15 protein-coding genes and 2 pseudogenes are annotated in these 15,184 nt (G+C 68.2%); 9 read left to right on the top strand and 8 right to left on the bottom strand.

The annotated features are described in order from the left end of the window. Positions 1-178: 178 nt before the first annotated feature. Entirely contained in the window at positions 179-883 is a 705-nt protein-coding gene (locus tag ACWEWT_RS06980) for a YoaK family protein (protein WP_452556994.1), read from the top strand. Between the two features lie 39 nt (positions 884-922). Here the strand turns inward: ACWEWT_RS06980 and ACWEWT_RS06975 are convergent, their stop codons facing one another. The 4 genes and pseudogenes from ACWEWT_RS06975 to ACWEWT_RS06960 all read right to left on the bottom strand — a co-directional run. After that, a complete protein-coding gene (locus ACWEWT_RS06975) occupies positions 923-1,855 on the bottom strand; it encodes a patatin-like phospholipase family protein (RefSeq protein WP_452556992.1) in 933 nt (310 codons plus the stop codon). Continuing rightward, positions 1,852-2,727 carry an SDR family oxidoreductase gene (locus ACWEWT_RS06970; RefSeq protein ID WP_452556990.1) on the bottom strand — a complete coding sequence of 292 codons (876 nt, stop codon included), beginning with the start codon at positions 2,725-2,727 and terminating at the stop codon, positions 1,852-1,854. Before ACWEWT_RS06970 ends, ACWEWT_RS06975 begins: the two co-directional genes overlap by 4 nt. A 211-nt stretch (positions 2,728-2,938) precedes the next feature. Next, on the bottom strand, positions 2,939-3,358 hold the full coding sequence (locus ACWEWT_RS06965) for a hypothetical protein (RefSeq protein ID WP_452557712.1): 420 nt from the start codon (positions 3,356-3,358) through the stop codon (positions 2,939-2,941). Between the two features lie 22 nt (positions 3,359-3,380). After that, positions 3,381-3,710 (bottom strand): annotated as a pseudogene (locus ACWEWT_RS06960) (ATP-binding protein); the annotation flags it as partial. Between the two features lie 289 nt (positions 3,711-3,999). On the opposite strand from ACWEWT_RS06960, the gene ACWEWT_RS06955 reads away from it, so the two are divergent. After that, the gene (locus ACWEWT_RS06955) at positions 4,000-4,467 is read left to right on the top strand and encodes a nitroreductase/quinone reductase family protein (protein ID WP_452556988.1); all 468 of its coding nucleotides are present in this window, start codon (positions 4,000-4,002) and stop codon (positions 4,465-4,467) included. A 612-nt stretch (positions 4,468-5,079) separates the two neighbouring features. Beyond that, positions 5,080-5,271 (top strand): hypothetical protein, encoded by a 192-nt coding sequence (locus ACWEWT_RS06950; RefSeq protein ID WP_452556986.1) that lies wholly within the window; start codon positions 5,080-5,082, stop codon positions 5,269-5,271. Here the strand turns inward: ACWEWT_RS06950 and ACWEWT_RS06945 are convergent. After that, positions 5,233-5,511 (bottom strand): helix-turn-helix domain-containing protein, encoded by a 279-nt coding sequence (locus ACWEWT_RS06945; protein ID WP_452556984.1) that lies wholly within the window; start codon positions 5,509-5,511, stop codon positions 5,233-5,235. The two genes, ACWEWT_RS06950 and ACWEWT_RS06945, sit on opposite strands and share 39 nt — an antisense overlap. 261 nt (positions 5,512-5,772) lie before the next feature. On the opposite strand from ACWEWT_RS06945, the gene ACWEWT_RS06940 reads away from it, so the two are divergent. The 6 genes from ACWEWT_RS06940 to efeB all read left to right on the top strand — a co-directional run bounded on the left by ACWEWT_RS06940 (position 5,773) and on the right by efeB (position 11,047). Next, positions 5,773-6,576, top strand: coding sequence for a peptidoglycan recognition protein family protein (locus ACWEWT_RS06940; RefSeq protein WP_452556982.1), 804 nt, complete (start codon positions 5,773-5,775; stop codon positions 6,574-6,576). Positions 6,577-6,615: 39 nt separating this feature from the next. Further along, the gene (locus ACWEWT_RS06935) at positions 6,616-6,972 is read left to right on the top strand and encodes a hypothetical protein (RefSeq protein ID WP_452556980.1); all 357 of its coding nucleotides are present in this window, start codon (positions 6,616-6,618) and stop codon (positions 6,970-6,972) included. A 113-nt stretch (positions 6,973-7,085) separates the two neighbouring features. After that, positions 7,086-7,499, top strand: coding sequence for a hypothetical protein (locus ACWEWT_RS06930; RefSeq protein WP_452556978.1), 414 nt, complete (start codon positions 7,086-7,088; stop codon positions 7,497-7,499). A gap of 236 nt (positions 7,500-7,735) precedes the next feature. After that, entirely contained in the window at positions 7,736-8,632 is an 897-nt protein-coding gene (gene efeU, locus ACWEWT_RS06925; RefSeq protein WP_452557696.1) for an iron uptake transporter permease EfeU, read from the top strand. After that, positions 8,629-9,783, top strand: a complete 1,155-nt coding sequence (efeO, locus tag ACWEWT_RS06920; RefSeq protein WP_452556976.1) for an iron uptake system protein EfeO — start codon at positions 8,629-8,631, stop codon at positions 9,781-9,783. The genes efeU and efeO overlap by 4 nt, the downstream gene beginning before the upstream one ends. Next, positions 9,767-11,047: an iron uptake transporter deferrochelatase/peroxidase subunit gene (gene efeB / locus ACWEWT_RS06915; RefSeq protein ID WP_452556974.1), complete on the top strand. Its 1,281-nt coding sequence runs from the start codon at positions 9,767-9,769 to the stop codon at positions 11,045-11,047. Before efeO ends, efeB begins: the two co-directional genes overlap by 17 nt. Before the next feature lie 15 nt (positions 11,048-11,062). Here efeB and ACWEWT_RS06910 read toward each other — a convergent pair whose 3' ends face one another. The 3 genes and pseudogenes from ACWEWT_RS06910 to ACWEWT_RS06900 form a co-directional block, all read right to left on the bottom strand. Next, the gene (locus ACWEWT_RS06910; RefSeq protein ID WP_452556972.1) at positions 11,063-13,000 is read right to left on the bottom strand and encodes a potassium transporter Kup; all 1,938 of its coding nucleotides are present in this window, start codon (positions 12,998-13,000) and stop codon (positions 11,063-11,065) included. Positions 13,001-13,094: 94 nt separating this feature from the next. Then, positions 13,095-14,345 carry an MFS transporter gene (locus ACWEWT_RS06905; protein ID WP_452556970.1) on the bottom strand — a complete coding sequence of 417 codons (1,251 nt, stop codon included), beginning with the start codon at positions 14,343-14,345 and terminating at the stop codon, positions 13,095-13,097. 195 nt (positions 14,346-14,540) lie between these two features. Next, positions 14,541-14,893 (bottom strand): annotated as a pseudogene (locus tag ACWEWT_RS06900) (MarR family winged helix-turn-helix transcriptional regulator); the annotation flags it as partial. Positions 14,894-15,184: the final 291 nt, after the last annotated feature.

The raw sequence follows: 15,184 nt of genomic DNA, 5'->3' as shown, positions 1-15,184 counted from the left end.
CTATATCGGGCGGGCCGGCCGGCTCGCCGCGGCCGGGCGGCGACACAGCCCACAGCCGCGGTCGGCCGGGCGCCGGTGCGGGCGGGTTACGGTGACACCCGTTGATCTCCCGAGTGCTCGTCCGCAACGCGCCGGCCGATCGGCCGGCGCGGGTTTCCCGCCCGGAAGGATCCGGCCCGTGCCGAAACCGGATATATCCCGCAGGACGGCATTGTTCGATGCCGACGCGAGGTTGTCGTGGGTGCTCGCGGGACTCGCCGGACTCATCGGGGCCGCGGCGTTCACCCATACCGCGGGCTATTTCGTCACCTTCATGACGGGTAACACCGAACGAGCGGTCCTCGGCTATTTCCGGGACGAGTCCGAGATGGCGGCGGCCGCCCTGGGGTTGATCGCCGCGTTCGTGGCCGGGGTCGTGGTCGCCTCATGGTGCCGCCGCCGCTACTGGGCCAGGCATCCGCACGGTCCCACGCTGTTGACCACTGGCTGCCTGGCCGTGGCGGCGGGTACGGATCTGCTCCTGTACGGAGCGAACCCGACCGATATCGACTTCGTGCCCATCCTTTTCGTCGCGTTCGGTGTCGGAGCCCTCAACACCTCGTTCCTCGCGAACGGCGAAGTATCGATACCGCTGAGCTATGTGACGGGCACGCTGGTCAAATTGGGTCAGGGGATCGAACGTCATGCCAGCGGTGGTGATTACGCGGACTGGGTCGGATATTTCCTGCTCTACGCGAGTTTCGTGCTCGGGGCGCTGGCGGGTGGTGTGCTGAGCCTCGTCGTCGCGGGGTGGGCGATGCTGATCACGGCCACGGTGGTCTGCCTGATCGTCACCGGCTACACCTATCTGCATCTGGACCGGCACGGTCCGCTCGCGGAGTGACCCGCGGTGCCGAGGCCGGTGTCGCGCGGCCGCGGGTGTTCACCGGCGGGCCGCGTCCAGCGCGCGCCGGACCGCCGCGGGGGCGTGGACCCGGGCCGATTCGAAAGCGGCCCGCCGGTGATCCCGGCGCATGAAATTCCAGCCCAGCCCGCGCATATCGTCGCGGCCGGGCGTGATCGCAACCACGGTCCGGACGCGGTTGCGGACCTCGTCGATTTCCCGCCGGAACTCCTGCGACATCGGATTGCGCAGCAGGTACTGCTCGGCGCGGCCGCCGAGGCCGGGTGCGCGGACACCGGTGGCGGCGGCCATCGGGGCGATGACATAGATCTCGTCGGCTTCGCCGGTGCCGATCAGATCGACCGATGCCGTGGACGCGGCACCGCCGTCCACGTAGTAGCGGCCGCCGACCTGTACCGGGGGCATCCAGCCCGGTATCGCCCACGACGCGCGCAGCGCTGTTCCCGCGGGCACCGGTGGTGCGCCGGGGGCGCCGAATACGACGCGCCGGTTGCGGCGCGGTTCGTAGGCGACCAGCCGCGCACCGGGATGCGGAAGCAGGCCGTCGGGCCCGGCGACCGATTCGGCCAGCTGCTGGAGCCATATCGCGTCGCCGCGGCCACGGGGCGCTATCCCGGTGAGTCGGCGGTGCCCGCCGCCGCGGTGGCGCAGCAGACCGGCCGGGGCCAGCGGCACCGGCCGGGGGATCGGCGGTATACCGCGGGGTGTCGCGGCGATATGACGCCGGAGAATCGGATCGGTGGTGGCGCCGGTGTGCATATCCACCAGGTCGTCCATGCTGTATCCTCCGGCGAGCAGTGTGACCAGTTCGGCTCCGGCGGAGGTGCCCTGGAGGACGGCGGCGTCCCGGGGGTCCCAGTCCAGCTGCTCGGCCAGCGCCGCCAGCGCCGCCACCGACCAGGCGCCGCCGATGGTCCCGCCGCAGCCGAGGATGAGCGCCCGCCGGGTCACGACCGCGCCTCCTCGCGATGGGCCCGAGCCTGGCGGTCGATCCGCGCCAGATAGTCGCGGCGGGCCACGGCGTCGAGGTCCAGCGCCCGCCGGTCCCCGGCCACGCGTCGCACGAACCGTTCCACGAACTCGGGGACGAACGCGTCGACGAGCGACCACGCCGGGGCCACCCATCCCGGTACCGAGGTCCGCGCGGCGCGGGTGCGCAGTGTGGCGACGACGGCCGCCGCGACATCCTCGGGATCGACCGTGGGCAGGAGGCCGCCGAGCCGGGCCCCGGAAGCCAGTTCGGTCCGGACGGCAGCCGGTAGAACGGCACAGATCGTGACCCCGGTGCCGTCGAATTCGCGCCTGGCCGCGAGCGAGGCGCCGAGGGCGGCGAACTTGGCGGCGTTGTAGGTGACCATTCCGGGAAGGGGGATCATGCCCGCCATCGAGGCGATGTTCACGATATGCCCGCTGCCGCGCGCGAGCATGCCGGGGAGGACGGCGCGCATACCGTTGAGCACGCCGCGCACATCGACATCCAGGATCAGGTCGGTGGTGTGCCCGGCTTCTTGGTCGAACGCGCCCACCGGCATCACGCCGGCGTTGTTGACCAGGATGTCCACCGGGCGGACGGATTCCGCGGCGACTCGTTCGAGGAAATCGGTCCACGAGCCGGGATCGGTCACGTCGAGGGCGCCCGCGTGGGCGTTCGGTACGGATCGCGCGGTGGATTCGGCCACCGCTTCGTCGATATCGCCGATCCATACGGTCGCGCCGCGGCTCGCGAACGCGGCAGCTGTCGCGGCGCCGATTCCGCGGGCTCCGCCGGTGACGACCACGGTCGCACCGCGCAGATCGGGCGTCCTTCTCCTCAGTGCGGCCATCGCCGTGTACTCCTTCGGGCCCGGAGGCATCCGGTCGGGAACCATTCGTCAGTAATAGAATGACGTGTCATTCTGACGATAGCGCCCGACCGGCCGGCCGCGCCAGAGCCCCCGGCCGCGGATGGGACGGGACCGAAGGAATCGGTTACCGCACGAGTTGTCGGTGCCCGGGAACGGCTCGGCGAGCGACAGGGGAAGAGTGCGTGCCGTTTCAGCCCGCGGTGGCGCCGGGCGGCGCGGACCGACCGGCCTCGCCGAGCCACCTATCGTCCACGCGATCGAGGAAGCCGCAGTGGGCGCGCAGCGTGGAATCGAGAAGTTCCCGCTCGTCGTCCAGCCACTCCACATGAATCGCACCTACGAGGTACGAGCGCAATTCGAACTCACCGGTGAATCCGGCGGGGATTCCGAAATCGCGGGTCTGGGCGACCACCTGCCGGTCACTGCGTTCCAGCCCGAAACGGGCGGCGAGCTGACGGCTCAGTTCGTCCCCGGAGGCGACCCGCTTGCGCAGGAAATCGCGGAGCACGACCGTGGTTCCGCGACGCATGCCGAAGGTCCCGTCGAGCGGGCCGGGGCGCGGATGGTAGTCGTGCTCGGTATCGGAGAGCATCTCGTCCAGGTTCAGCACGATATTCGCGACCGGCCGGCTTTCCGATACCTTTGCGGCCCATCACCGGCCGTTCCGGTTCCCGGGAGAGATCGCTACCCGTCCGGCGCCGGCGGTCGGAGCCGACCCGCAGGTAGTGATCGTTGATCTCGTCGGTGGTCATACCGTGGCCGTTGTCGCGCACGACGATCCGGTAGGGCTCGTGCCCGGCCGCCCGCACGGTACCGGCGAGTGTCACGCCCCACGGCAACGCGACCTCGACCCGGGTGGCATCCGCGTCGTAGGAATCGGCGATCAGTTCCGCCGGGACGGCCGAAACCCGGTCGTACAATCGGATGCCGAGTTCATCGATGGTCAGCCGGCTGATCCGCATCGTGTATTCGGGACGGTCGGCGTGGTGGGTGTCCATATGAGCTCCGATCGCCCTGACCGTTCCGATTCGCGATCCGCTGGTATCCGGAGTCCTTGCCGCGGTTGACCGCCGGTCGAATTACGGACGACAGCGCGGACCGGTTCGCATCCGCGTAGATCAGGTGCGCGCGGGCGGTTATCCTCGACGGGTGGTACCCGAGTCGGGTATTCACCCACGCGCACCGCGGGTTCGGTCCGGGCGCACGGTGTAGCCGAGCCTCGACGGCAGGCCGTTCCGAGAGCGGGAGAACATGTCCGATCGGTCCACGAAGTCCTTCGTCCCCCCACGCTGGTTCGTCCGGTCCTTCTGGGCGGGCCATCGCCTGTTCTATCGGATCACGAAGCGAGGGCTGGTGCGCCCCGAACTGCACGGCCGAATGGGCATGCTGCGCTTACGAACGCGTGGCCGGCGGACCGGACGGGAACGCGCCGTCATCCTCGGCTACTTCCGGGACGGCGGCAATTTCGTGACGCCGGCGATGAACGGCTGGGCGGATCCACCGCCGGTCTGGTGGCTCAACCTGCAGGCCGATCCGTCCGCGGAGGCGGATACCGTCGACGGCGTGGTCCGGCTCCGCGCCCGGGAAGCCACCGGCAGTGAACGTGAGCGTCTGTGGGCGGAATTCCCGCTCTACCAGGGGTGGGGTGGAGCGGAGTTCGCCCGGAATGCGGCCCGGCGTTCGCACGACACACCGGTGGTCGTCCTGGAGCCGGTGTAGCGCGGCATCCGGTCGATCTCGACCCACCGCGTGGCGGTTCTCGATCACCGAGTCGGAGCCCGGCGGCCGAACCGAGTTCCCCGGCCGGCCCGGTGGGCATTGTATTGCGGTGCGTGACTGTCTGTTCGGCGTGCCGACTCCGCACGCCCGGGGCCGATCGCCGGCGGGTATACCGGTGGCGGCCGCGTCCGTGGCAGCCTCGTACCAGCCGACAACCTGTGCGACCCGGACGGTTTGCGGGAGCGGGGCCTTGCCGAACATGAAATTCGTTGGCCTTCGTATCCTTCCGGACCTAGGCGCCGGGCGCGAAAATAATTACACTCGGCATCGGGCTCCGGCTGTGAGCCCGAGGCAGGGGTCGGGTAGCTGGAAGGTGTCGGTATGGATATCGAGCTCGTTCCGGAAGTACGGAGTTCATGCGATCGGGGTTCGCGCGATCGGGTCGGTCACGGATACGGCGGGCGGGTGAAGCGCCCGGTTCCGGCTCTCCGGACGGCCGGACGCCTCCGCTGATCCGGGAGGCGCATTCGCTCAACCGCGCCACGTCGGCCTCCGGAAGGCGTCGAGTGGGAACTGTCGGACTCCGCGGGGGATGCGGGATACCTCGCGAGTGTGGATCGGTCAGAACTGGAAACGCTCATGGGCAACGAAGCTCCGGACCGCCCAGCTGTGACGATGGCGGATTACCTGGACGATGATCTCAGCACGCGGACCGTATCGGCGTTCGTCGCCGAGGCGCGCCGGCGCGGTATCGATCCGTCTCCGCTACTGGATGCCGATTTCTTTCTCCGCGGCGCCGACTAGTTCACTCGGCCGGATACCGAACGCCCGGCAGATCTTGTACATCTGCGATATCGTCATCGCCCGCTCACCCCGTTCGAGCCGGATGATGGTCTTCTTGTTGTAGCCGGTCTTCTCGGCGAGGACTTCCTGGCTCCAGCCACGCCGTGCCCGCATCGCGCGCACTTCCGCGCCCAACGCCGCGTCCAGTCTTGCCTCCTCCTCGGCGGTCGCTTCTTCCGACTCCGCGGGCGTCGCATTCATGTCGACCATTCTGGGATCGGGCAGGTTCTGAATCAAGTGCCCGATAGTTTCGCGTCGGGCGGCGTCGATCCGAGGAATCAGAGACTGATGTAGGTCTATTAGAGACCAAAAAGGGTTGTGAAGAGACCAAAATAGGACTAGGTTGAGGTAGAGCGGTTGACTATCACCGCAGTTCACGCCCCGAGGTTCCGATCGTGCCGCTCCGGCGAGCGCGGTCGTCGCGGCGGGGTGCCGACGATCGGCGCGGGACAGGAGGGTCCGATGAGCTGGAGTGGAGACCCGGTATGGCTGGCCGATGTGCTGCGCGGCGCCGGTCTCGCGGTCATCGAGCACGACGGCTGGCGCGAACGCGGGCACGGCGATTTCCTCGATATCCGTGGTGTGCTGTGCCACCACACGGCGGGGGGTGGTCCGGACGACTGGCGGGTCGTCCAGAACGGCCGCCCCGGGCTGCCGGGTCCACTGGCGCAACTCGTGCTGGAGAAGGACGGCACCTACCGGGTGATCGCCGTCGGTGTCTGCTGGCATGCCGGGCGTGGTAGCTGGCCGGGCTGGCCGACCGACAACGCGAACTATCACACCATCGGTATCGAAGCCGTATCGCGCGGCACCCCGCCGTGGGATTGGACTCCGGCCCAGCTCGACGCCTACAAGCGGGGGTGTGCGGCCTTGCTCCGGCGTATCGGCCGCGGTTCGGGCGATTGCGTCGCGCATCGTGAGTACTCCAGCGAGGGGAAGATCGACCCGGCGGGAATAGATATGAACGCCTTCCGCCGGGATGTTCAGGCACTGTTGGACGGAAGAGGTGGCGAGATGGCGTTCCTGGAAGAGAAGATCACCAACTATCACGGTGAGCAGGTCACGGTCGGGACGCTGCTGCACTATCTGGACAAGCATATGGGGCTGGCGTTGGACCAGCTCGCCGGTGCCGGAACCGCCCGCGGGGCGGACTTCCCCGGCTGGGATTTCCTGGGCGACCGGACGACTGCCGAGGCACTCGGTGTGATCGGTGCGGCGCTGAAGATCCCGGGTTTCCGTGACCCCGCCACCGATGAGCGCGCCTGAGGAAGGGCGCGACGAACCTGCCGCACAAGGGAGGGCAGCATGATCACCGAAGTGGTATCTGTCCTCGGCGGCCTGGTCACGGGTGTCGGCGGGGTTTTCGTGGCCGGAATCTTCAACAGGCGCAAGCGTCGTGCCGATGCGGTCGCGGTACTGACCCGCGCCGCCGCCCAGATGGTCGAACCGCTGTCGCGCCAGCTCGCCGCGATGACGGCGGAACTCGAGGCGCATCGCCGGATGGTCGCCGACGCGGAACGGCGGTGCCGGCTCGCCGCGCCCCGGCATGCCAGCTGGGACATCGTGGTCCGGTCCTCGCTGCTGGATCTCGGGGTCGATGTACCGCCTCCGCCGCCGCTCGAACCGGAGGAGGTGCTCCGGGCCGGCTCGGCTCCGGGGTGACATCGAGGGGGCGTTCTGGGGGACACCCCGGAATCCCCCGCCCCGATATTGATCGCCTATTGCTATAACACTTCCGTGCGCGTCATCGGCGTTACCGAGAGAGGGAGCCGTTCGTGAGGAAGATTTTCGCGGCGTTCGCGTCGATGGCCGTGGCTGCCGTGGCTGCGGTGCCGGCGGCGGTCGCATACGCCGAACCGCAGCACATCGATGCGAATGTGGGCGTGTTCAAGGTTGTTCATACCGACCATTCGGTGATCGTGGCCTACGACTGCCCCAGTGGTGCGACAGCGGCCGTCACCGTCGACCTCACCAACGCCACTACCGGCCGGGTCGGCAAAGGTGTTGTCACCGATCTGACCTGTGCCGGTGGGCTGTCGATCCGTTCCGTCGCCACCGATCTCGGCGCCGGTGCGCGCGGTGACCGGGTCGTGGTCACGGTGGGGATCAAGGCGCGCGACAGTGACGGCGGGATCGTGGAGAACTCGTCGACCTACTACGGAGAATCCGACTCGTTCGAGATCGGGTAGCCGGGTTCGGGGCCCGCCGACGGTTTTCCGGCCGATCGTCGCCGGGTAGTTTTCCACCGGCCTTTCGGTGTCGTTTTGTCCGAAATGTTCGATGTGTATCCGCAGGTCATCGATAGGATCCGGATTTTCGGCACTTTTTCGGGATTCGGCTTTCCGCCGCGGCAGTTCCTGTGCAACACTGCATCCACTTACCGAGCTTTGGTAAGCCTAGGTTTAGTTTTTCGGGAGTGGATGTGATCGAGCGTGCGTTCGCTTCCGATGCGCCGTCGGCCGCGGCCCAGGTATTCGGGAGCGGTCTGATCGGCGTACGTGAGGGCCTCGAAACCGGGATCGTCGTGATGATCCTGGTCGCCTTCCTCGTGAAATCCGGGCGCCGTGACTCGTTGAAATGGGTAGCGCTCGGTGTCGGCGCCGCGGTGGCGATGGTCGTGGGAATCTTCGCCGGCGTGCATTTCGGCACCTCCACGGTCACCGGGGTGGCGGCCGAACTGATCGCCGGGATCGCCTCGCTGGCCGCGGTCGTGGTCGTCACCTGGATGGTGCTGTGGATGCGGACGGCCGCGCGATCCATCTCGGGAGAATTGCGGGCCGATCTCGCGACCGCGTTGCGTGCCGGGCCCGCCGCGGTGGTGGTACTGGCATTTCTCGCGGTGGGTCGCGAGGGTGTGGAAACCGCGCTGCTGATGGTCGGATACGCGGAGAACGCCTCCGGGAGCCGATGGCCGTTGCTCGGCCTGCTGGCCGGTATCGCGGTCGCCGCGGCAGTGACCGTGGCACTGTATTTCGGCGCGGTGCGCTTCGACTTCGGAGTCTTCTTCCGATACACCGGCGCGTTGCTGATCGTGGTCGCCGCCGGCATCCTCGCCTACGGTATCCGCGCACTGCAGACCGCGAACTGGCTCCCCGGGGTCTCCCGCTACGCATTCGACATCTCGTCGTGGTTCTCCATGTCCAGCTGGTACGGCACTGTCGCCCAGGGCATTTTCAACTTCCGCGCGGACCCGACGGTGCTGCAGGCCTTCGCCTGGGCGCTGTACGTGGTGGTGGTGTTACCGCTGTTCCTGCGGCCGGCGGTCGCCGGCCCGGGCGGAGCGGACCGGTCGGCGCCGGAATCCGCGGCGCCGTCGAAATGAGGGAAAGGTCCAGATCCGTGCGAAGTTCCATGATCGCGGTCGCACTGGCGGCTACCGCGCCGCTGCTGCTCGTCTCGTGTACCGGCAAAACCGATCCGGCCGCGCCGGACGAGATCGCGGTGAGCGCCGATGACTCCTCCTGCGATATCGCCCGCGATTCGGCCTCGACCGGGACGGTGACCTTCCGGATCGCCAACAACGGCACCAAGGTCACCGAGTTCTACGTCTACGGGGCCGGAGATCGGGTGCTCGGTGAGGTCGAGAACATCGGTCCCGGTCTGAGTCGTCAGCTGATCGTGTCGGTGCCCGATCCGGGTACCTATCGGACGGCGTGCAAACCGGGAATGGTCGGCGACGGTATCCGGCACGACTTCACGGTGACCGGGCAGGCCCGGCAGCGCGACGAATCCGGCGAACTCACGGAAGCGGCGGACGGCTACAAGCGCTACCTGATCAGCCAGGTCACCGCATTACAGGACACCGCGAAGACCTTCGTCTCGGCGGTGAAGAACGGGGATATCGACACCGCGAAGAAGCAGTATCCGCTGACCCGCACGTACTACGAGCGGATCGAACCCGTCGCGGAGAGTTTCCCCGACGATCTGGACCCGCGACTGGATCTGCGCGAGGCCGATCTGGCCGAGGGCGACGCGTGGACGGGATTCCACCGGCTGGAGAAGGATCTGTGGGTCCGCGGGCCGCAACCGGATACGAACCGGATCGCCGATCAGCTGCTCACCGATATCGGCGAATTGGTGGCCGGGGTGAGCGCCGCGGACTATTCGATCGACCCGGTGCAGGTGGCCGGTGGTGCGCAGACACTGCTCGACGAGATCGCGCGTACCAAGATCACCGGTGAAGAGGATCTCTTCTCCCATACCGATCTCTGGGATTTCCAGGCCAATGTCGACGGTTCACAGGCGGCGATCGCGAGCCTGCGCCCGATCCTCGACGAACGCAATGCCGAACTGGGTACCCAGATCGACCGGCGCTTCACCGAACTCGACGGTGAGCTGGCTCAATACCGCCGCGGTGACGGCTACGTCGGTTACGACACCGTCGGTGACGCGCAGCGCGGTGCGCTCTCGCGCCGGATCGATGCGCTCTCGGCCGTGGTGAGTCAGGTACAGGGCGTTGTCGCCGGATCCTGAACCGCGGCGGACGGCGGGCCGTGGCGGTATCACCCGCCGGGGCCTGATCGGGTCGGCCGGAGTGGGTGTCGTCGCCGCCGGTGCGGGGGTGGTGGCCGGCCGGGTCGGGGCGCGGGCGGCGAGCGCGCCCGAGGTCGTCGCGTTCCGGGGTGAGCATCAGTCCGGCATCCTCACCGCCGCACAGGACCGCCTGCACTTCGCCGCATTCGACGTACACACCGAGTCCCGTGCCGAACTCGTCGACCTGCTGCACACCTGGACCGTGATGGCCGAGCGGATGACACAGGGCCGGGAAGCGTTCGCGGACGGCGCGATCGGTTCCGGCGCCTACAAGCCGCCGGCCGATACCGGTGAGGCGCTCGATCTCTCCCCGTCGCGCCTGACACTGACGATCGGGTTCGGACCGTCCCTGTTCACCGACGCGGCGGGCCGCGATCGGTTCGGGATCGCCGGCCGCCGGCCCGGCGCACTCACCGAGCTGCCGAAATTCACCGGCGATTCGCTCGATCCGAAGCGCAGCGGCGGCGATATCGCCGTCCAGGCCTGCGCCGACGACCCGCAAGTCGCGGTGCACGCGATCCGGAATCTGGCCCGCGCGGGATTCGGCGCGGTATCGGTACGGTGGTCGCAACTGGGATTCGGCCGGACCTCCTCGACCACGACCACCCAGGCGACACCGCGCAACCTGTTCGGGTTCAAGGACGGCACCCGCAATATCAAGGCCGAAGAACATGCCGACGTGGACGATTTCGTCTGGGTGGGCGATACCGACGACCAGGCCTGGATGGCCGGCGGTTCCTATCTGGTGGCACGCCGGATCCGGATGCTCATCGAACCCTGGGATCGTACGAGTCTGCGCGAGCAGGAGCGCGTGATCGGCCGGGCGAAGGGCAGTGGCGCACCGCTGGGCGGCAGCGGTGAGTTCGACGAACTCGATCTGCAGTCGTCCGGCCCGTCCGGCCCGTTCATCGATACCGACGCCCACGTCCGGCTGGCCTCGGCCGAGGAACTCGGCGGTATCAAGATCCTGCGCCGGGGCTACAACTTCACCGACGGTTCCGACGGGTTCGGCCATCTCGACGCGGGACTCTTCTTCATCGCCTACTGCCGCGATCCGGGTACTCAGTTCGTGCCGATGCAGGACCGGTTGGCCCGCAACGACGCACTGAACGAGTACATCCAGCACGTCGGGTCGGCGGTGTTCGCCTGTCCGGGTGGGCTGGGGGACGGGGCGCACTGGGGCTCGGCTCTGTTCGGCGGGTAGATCCCCAACGGCGTATCAGACCTCGACCTGCGAACCCATGATCACGGTCCGGCTGCGCGGCAGACCGAAATAGTCGGCGGCATCGGCGGTGAGATAGGAGGTCGCGATGAAAAGGCGTTTGCGCCACGGCGCCATAGTGGGAGCCGGGCCCTTCTTGAGTTCGATCTTCGACAGGAAATAGGAGGCGTCCGCCACCGAGATCGGCCCCTCGGTCTGCGCTGGATCGAGGGCGCGCAGCAGCTGCGGAACCTTCGGCGTCTCCATGTAGCCGTGCCGGGCCGCGACATGGATGATGCCGTCGTCGCTGTGCCCCAGCGCGTCGATGGAGAGACGCTCCGGGCCGGATACCCGGGGTACCGGTTGGGTTTCGAGCGAGAGGATCACGACGTGTTCGTGCAGTACCCGGTTGTGTTCGACATTGGCGCGCATGGCCAGCGGTGTGGTGTCGCTGCCGCGGTTGAGGAAGACCGCGGTACCGGGGACGCGGACCAGGGGCGGGCGGGAGTTCCGCAGCTGCTCGACGAATTCGGGTAGCGGGCCCTCGGCCCGCCGCCGGGCGGCGGTGACGATGACGCGGCCGCGTGCCCAGGTGATCATCACGGTGAACGCGGTGATCCCGATCAGCAGCGGGAGCCATGCGCCGTGGACGAATTTGGTCAGGTTCGCGGCTACGAAGAGGGCGTCGACAGTGAGCAGTGGAATCGCGCCGAGCAGCACCAGCCACAGCGGTGTCCGCCAGCTGGTGCGGGCGATGTAGAAGAACAACGAGGTCGTGATCGTGATGGTGGCAGTGACCGCCATACCGAAGGCGTAGGCCAGCGCCGCGGAACTCCGGAAGGCGAATACCAGAGTCAGCACCGACACCATGAGCAGCCAGTTGATCCACGGCACATAGATCTGCCCGATGGTCGACGCGGAGGTGTGCGCGATCCGCAGTCGCGGCAGATAACCCAGCCGCACCGCCTGGGAGGCCACCGAGAAGGCCCCGGTGATCACCGCCTGCGAGGCGATGACCGTCGCGGCGGTCGCCAGCAGGACCAGGGGCAGGCGGGCCCAGCCGGGAGCGAGCAGGAAGAAAGGACTGCTCACCGCGGCCCCGTCGCCGAGTACCAGCGCGCCCTGCCCGAAATAGCTGAGTGTGCACGCCGGTAGTACCAGGCCGAGCCAGCCCCAGGTGATCGCCTTCCTGCCGAAATGCCCCATATCGGCGTAGAGCGCCTCGGCACCGGTGACCGCGAGAACGACGGCGGCGAGGGCGAAGAACGCGATATGGAAATGCCCGGTGGCGAAATCCAGCGCGTAGGTCGGTGCCAGCGCCTTCAGGATCTCGGGGCGGCCGGCGATCTCGGCGACGCCCAGGGCACCGATGGACAGGAACCACACGATCATCACGGGCCCGAACAGTCGCCCCACCGTGGCCGTGCCCCGCCGCTGAACACTGAAGAGACATACGATGATCACGACCGTGATCGGGATGATCAGGTCCTCCAGGTCCGGTTCGACGATCCTCAGCCCCTCCACCGCGGAGAGCACCGAGATCGCGGGCGTGATCATACTGTCGCCGAAGAACAGTGCGGCGCCGAAGATACCGACCGCGGCGAGTAAGACGGCCGCCCGCCGGCCCGGCTTCCCACCGAGGCGGCGCAGCAGCGTGATCAGCGCCATGATGCCGCCTTCTCCGTCGTTGTCCGCGCGCATCACCAGCGAGATGTAGGTGAAGGTCACGATGATCATCACCGACCAGAAGATCAGCGATACCACCCCGTACACATTGCCGGGCGTGAGCGGGACGGGATGCGGATCCTCGGGATCGAACACGGTCTGGATGGTGTAGATCGGGCTGGTACCGATATCGCCGAAGACCACTCCGAGCGCCCCGACGACCACCGCTGCCCGCACCGGGCCCCGGCCCGCGGTGTGTGCCGAGGGATCGGTCTGAGCTTCGCTGACCATGGATTCGCTCCTCGTCGCCCGGGTTCGTTCCCTATCGTGCACGGTGAACCGCGTATCTGCCGGTAGCGACCGACCGGGCATATCGCGACAGCGGTCAGTGCTTCTCGGGAGCTGGATCGACGGGCGTCGCGGTGATCCGGCCCAGTGCCGTGACGAGGAGGAGTGCCGCGACCACCGGTAGGCACGCGAGGAGCACGATCGTACTGGTGGAGGCGCCGAGGGCGATGAGCGCGCCGCCGGCGATCGGACCCAGGACCGATCCCAGTCGTCCCATCGAGGAGGCCCATCCGACCCCGGTGACCGCGGTCCGCTCGGGGTACAGCGAGACCGCGAGGGCGGCCTGCCCGATCATGCCGGCCTGCAGGCCGAGGCCCACCCCGCCGAAGACGATGAGCAGCAGGCCCTTGTCCGCGCCGAGGAAACCCGAGACGATCAGGAACACGATGGCCGCGACGGTGGTGGCCGCCAGTACCGAGGTCATCCGGAAACGCAGTGCGCCCAGCATGAGCAGTCCGGCTCCGACGATGCTGCCGACGCCCAGTGCCGCCGAACCCAGCGGGGCCAGGCCGGTGGTGAAGCCGTAGCTGGTGAGCAGGGTGGGCAACCACGAGGAGAAGATGTAGTAGACCGAGAAGGTGAGGAAGGAGAACCCCCACAGCAGGACGGTGCGGGTGCGTGCACCCGGGTCGAAGAGGCGGGCGACCGAGGCACCGTGCTCGGCCGCGGTGGGTTCCACGGTGCCGAGGGCGGTGTGTTCGTCCGGCAGGCCCAGCCACAGCAGCGGGAACAGGGCGGCCGAGGCCAGTGCGCCGACGATGAACACCGACTGCCATCCGTAGGTCCCGACGAGCCGGCTGCCGAGGATGCCGGCCAGGAGCGCGCCCAGGGAGATACCCATTGTCACGAATACGGCGATGGACTGCCGGAGGCGCGGGGGATTGAGAACGGTCGCGTGGGCCACGGCCGCGGGCATCACCGCGCCCAATCCGAGACCGGTGAGGAAGCGCAGCGCGGTGAGCTCCCAGATCGAGGGTGCCGCCGCGGTCAGCAGCGAACCCACGGTGAACAGCAGCACGGCGGCGAGGATGACGCGTCTGCTCCCGAACCGGGCGACCAACTGGCCGACAGCGATGTATCCGATCGCTACCCCGAGGCTGGTGAGTGACAGTGCCGGGGTGAAATGCGATGCCGAGACGTCCCATTCGCGGGCGAGTGCGGGTATGGAGAGACCCAGGGCGATGGTGTCGTAGCCGTCGAGTACGACGGCGACGAAAGTCAGGGCGAGCACTGCCCGGTTGGGGCGGGTGGCGGTTCTCACGGGGCGGGCTGTGCTGGGTCCGCTCATGGTGGCGTCCTCGGAAACTGGTCAGGCGGTAGGCGCCTGATCGACAGGGCGGACCCGGTGGTGGTCCTGGGGGATGGAAATGGGAGAAAGCGGTGACGGTACCTGCGCTCAGGAGGTGCGGTCCGTCGCACCGGTGATGTCCGGATCCGGCCGCGCCGCGCGGGCGGAACTCTCCGGCCGCGCCGGCAGAACCTCGAGCCCGCGACCCTGCGCCGTCATCTCGACGTAGCGGATACGAGCGTCCGTGGCATCGCGGGTGCGGGTCACCAGGCCCGCCCCTTCGAGGCGTTCGACGCGGAGCGACAGGCCACCTGTGGTCACCACGTCTGTTCCGTCGGCCGCCCGGCCGTGAGTCGATGGTCGGGTACCGCCCGGCGCAGGCACGCCAGGACGTCGAAGCCCGACTCGGTGATGTTGTGGCGCTCGAATATCGCCGCGATAGCGGATTTGTAGACGAGGAAGCTTCGGTGCAGTCGGCCGAACACCCGCGGCACCGATACATCGAGCTCCGGTCGGGCGACGGCCCGATTCGCCACGATGACATCCATTCCGTCCACAGCGCCGAGCGTACCGTCGGCAGCCGGGACCGCGGCGCGCACGGCGCGACCTCGGATCACGAGGAATGGACGCGGCGATCCGTCCGCGCAATTCCGGCCGGTTCCGTCGCTGCCCGGTCGCGTCGGGACGAGGTGTACCCGGCGTGATTCCGCGTTTCGGCATGGTGCGGGACCGGGCGCCGCGGTCGCGGTGCGGTTGGGCCCGGCCGTCCGGCCGCGCCGTGGTCACGGCGGATACTAGGGGGCTGTGGGCGGCCCAGCGCGCCCACGGACGAGGTCGAC

Source organism: Nocardia sp. NPDC003963 (assembly GCF_053605105.1).
The sequence above is the reverse complement of the archived record's forward strand: the minus strand, read 5'-3'. Positions and strand labels throughout refer to the sequence as shown.

What these genes read in the sequence shown, in the direction of transcription:
- ACWEWT_RS06970 (WP_452556990.1), bottom strand. Translation starts at nt 2,727, where the DNA reads ATGGCCGCACTGAGGAGAAGGACGCCCGATCTGCGCGGTGCGACCGTG.
- ACWEWT_RS06955 (WP_452556988.1), top strand. Translation starts at nt 4,000, where the DNA reads ATGTCCGATCGGTCCACGAAGTCCTTCGTCCCCCCACGCTGGTTCGTC.
- ACWEWT_RS06945 (WP_452556984.1), bottom strand. Translation starts at nt 5,511, where the DNA reads ATGAATGCGACGCCCGCGGAGTCGGAAGAAGCGACCGCCGAGGAGGAG.
- ACWEWT_RS06940 (WP_452556982.1), top strand. Translation starts at nt 5,773, where the DNA reads ATGAGCTGGAGTGGAGACCCGGTATGGCTGGCCGATGTGCTGCGCGGC.
- ACWEWT_RS06935 (WP_452556980.1), top strand. Translation starts at nt 6,616, where the DNA reads ATGATCACCGAAGTGGTATCTGTCCTCGGCGGCCTGGTCACGGGTGTC.
- efeO (WP_452556976.1), top strand. Translation starts at nt 8,629, where the DNA reads ATGAGGGAAAGGTCCAGATCCGTGCGAAGTTCCATGATCGCGGTCGCA.
- ACWEWT_RS06910 (WP_452556972.1), bottom strand. Translation starts at nt 13,000, where the DNA reads ATGGTCAGCGAAGCTCAGACCGATCCCTCGGCACACACCGCGGGCCGG.
- ACWEWT_RS06905 (WP_452556970.1), bottom strand. Translation starts at nt 14,345, where the DNA reads ATGAGCGGACCCAGCACAGCCCGCCCCGTGAGAACCGCCACCCGCCCC.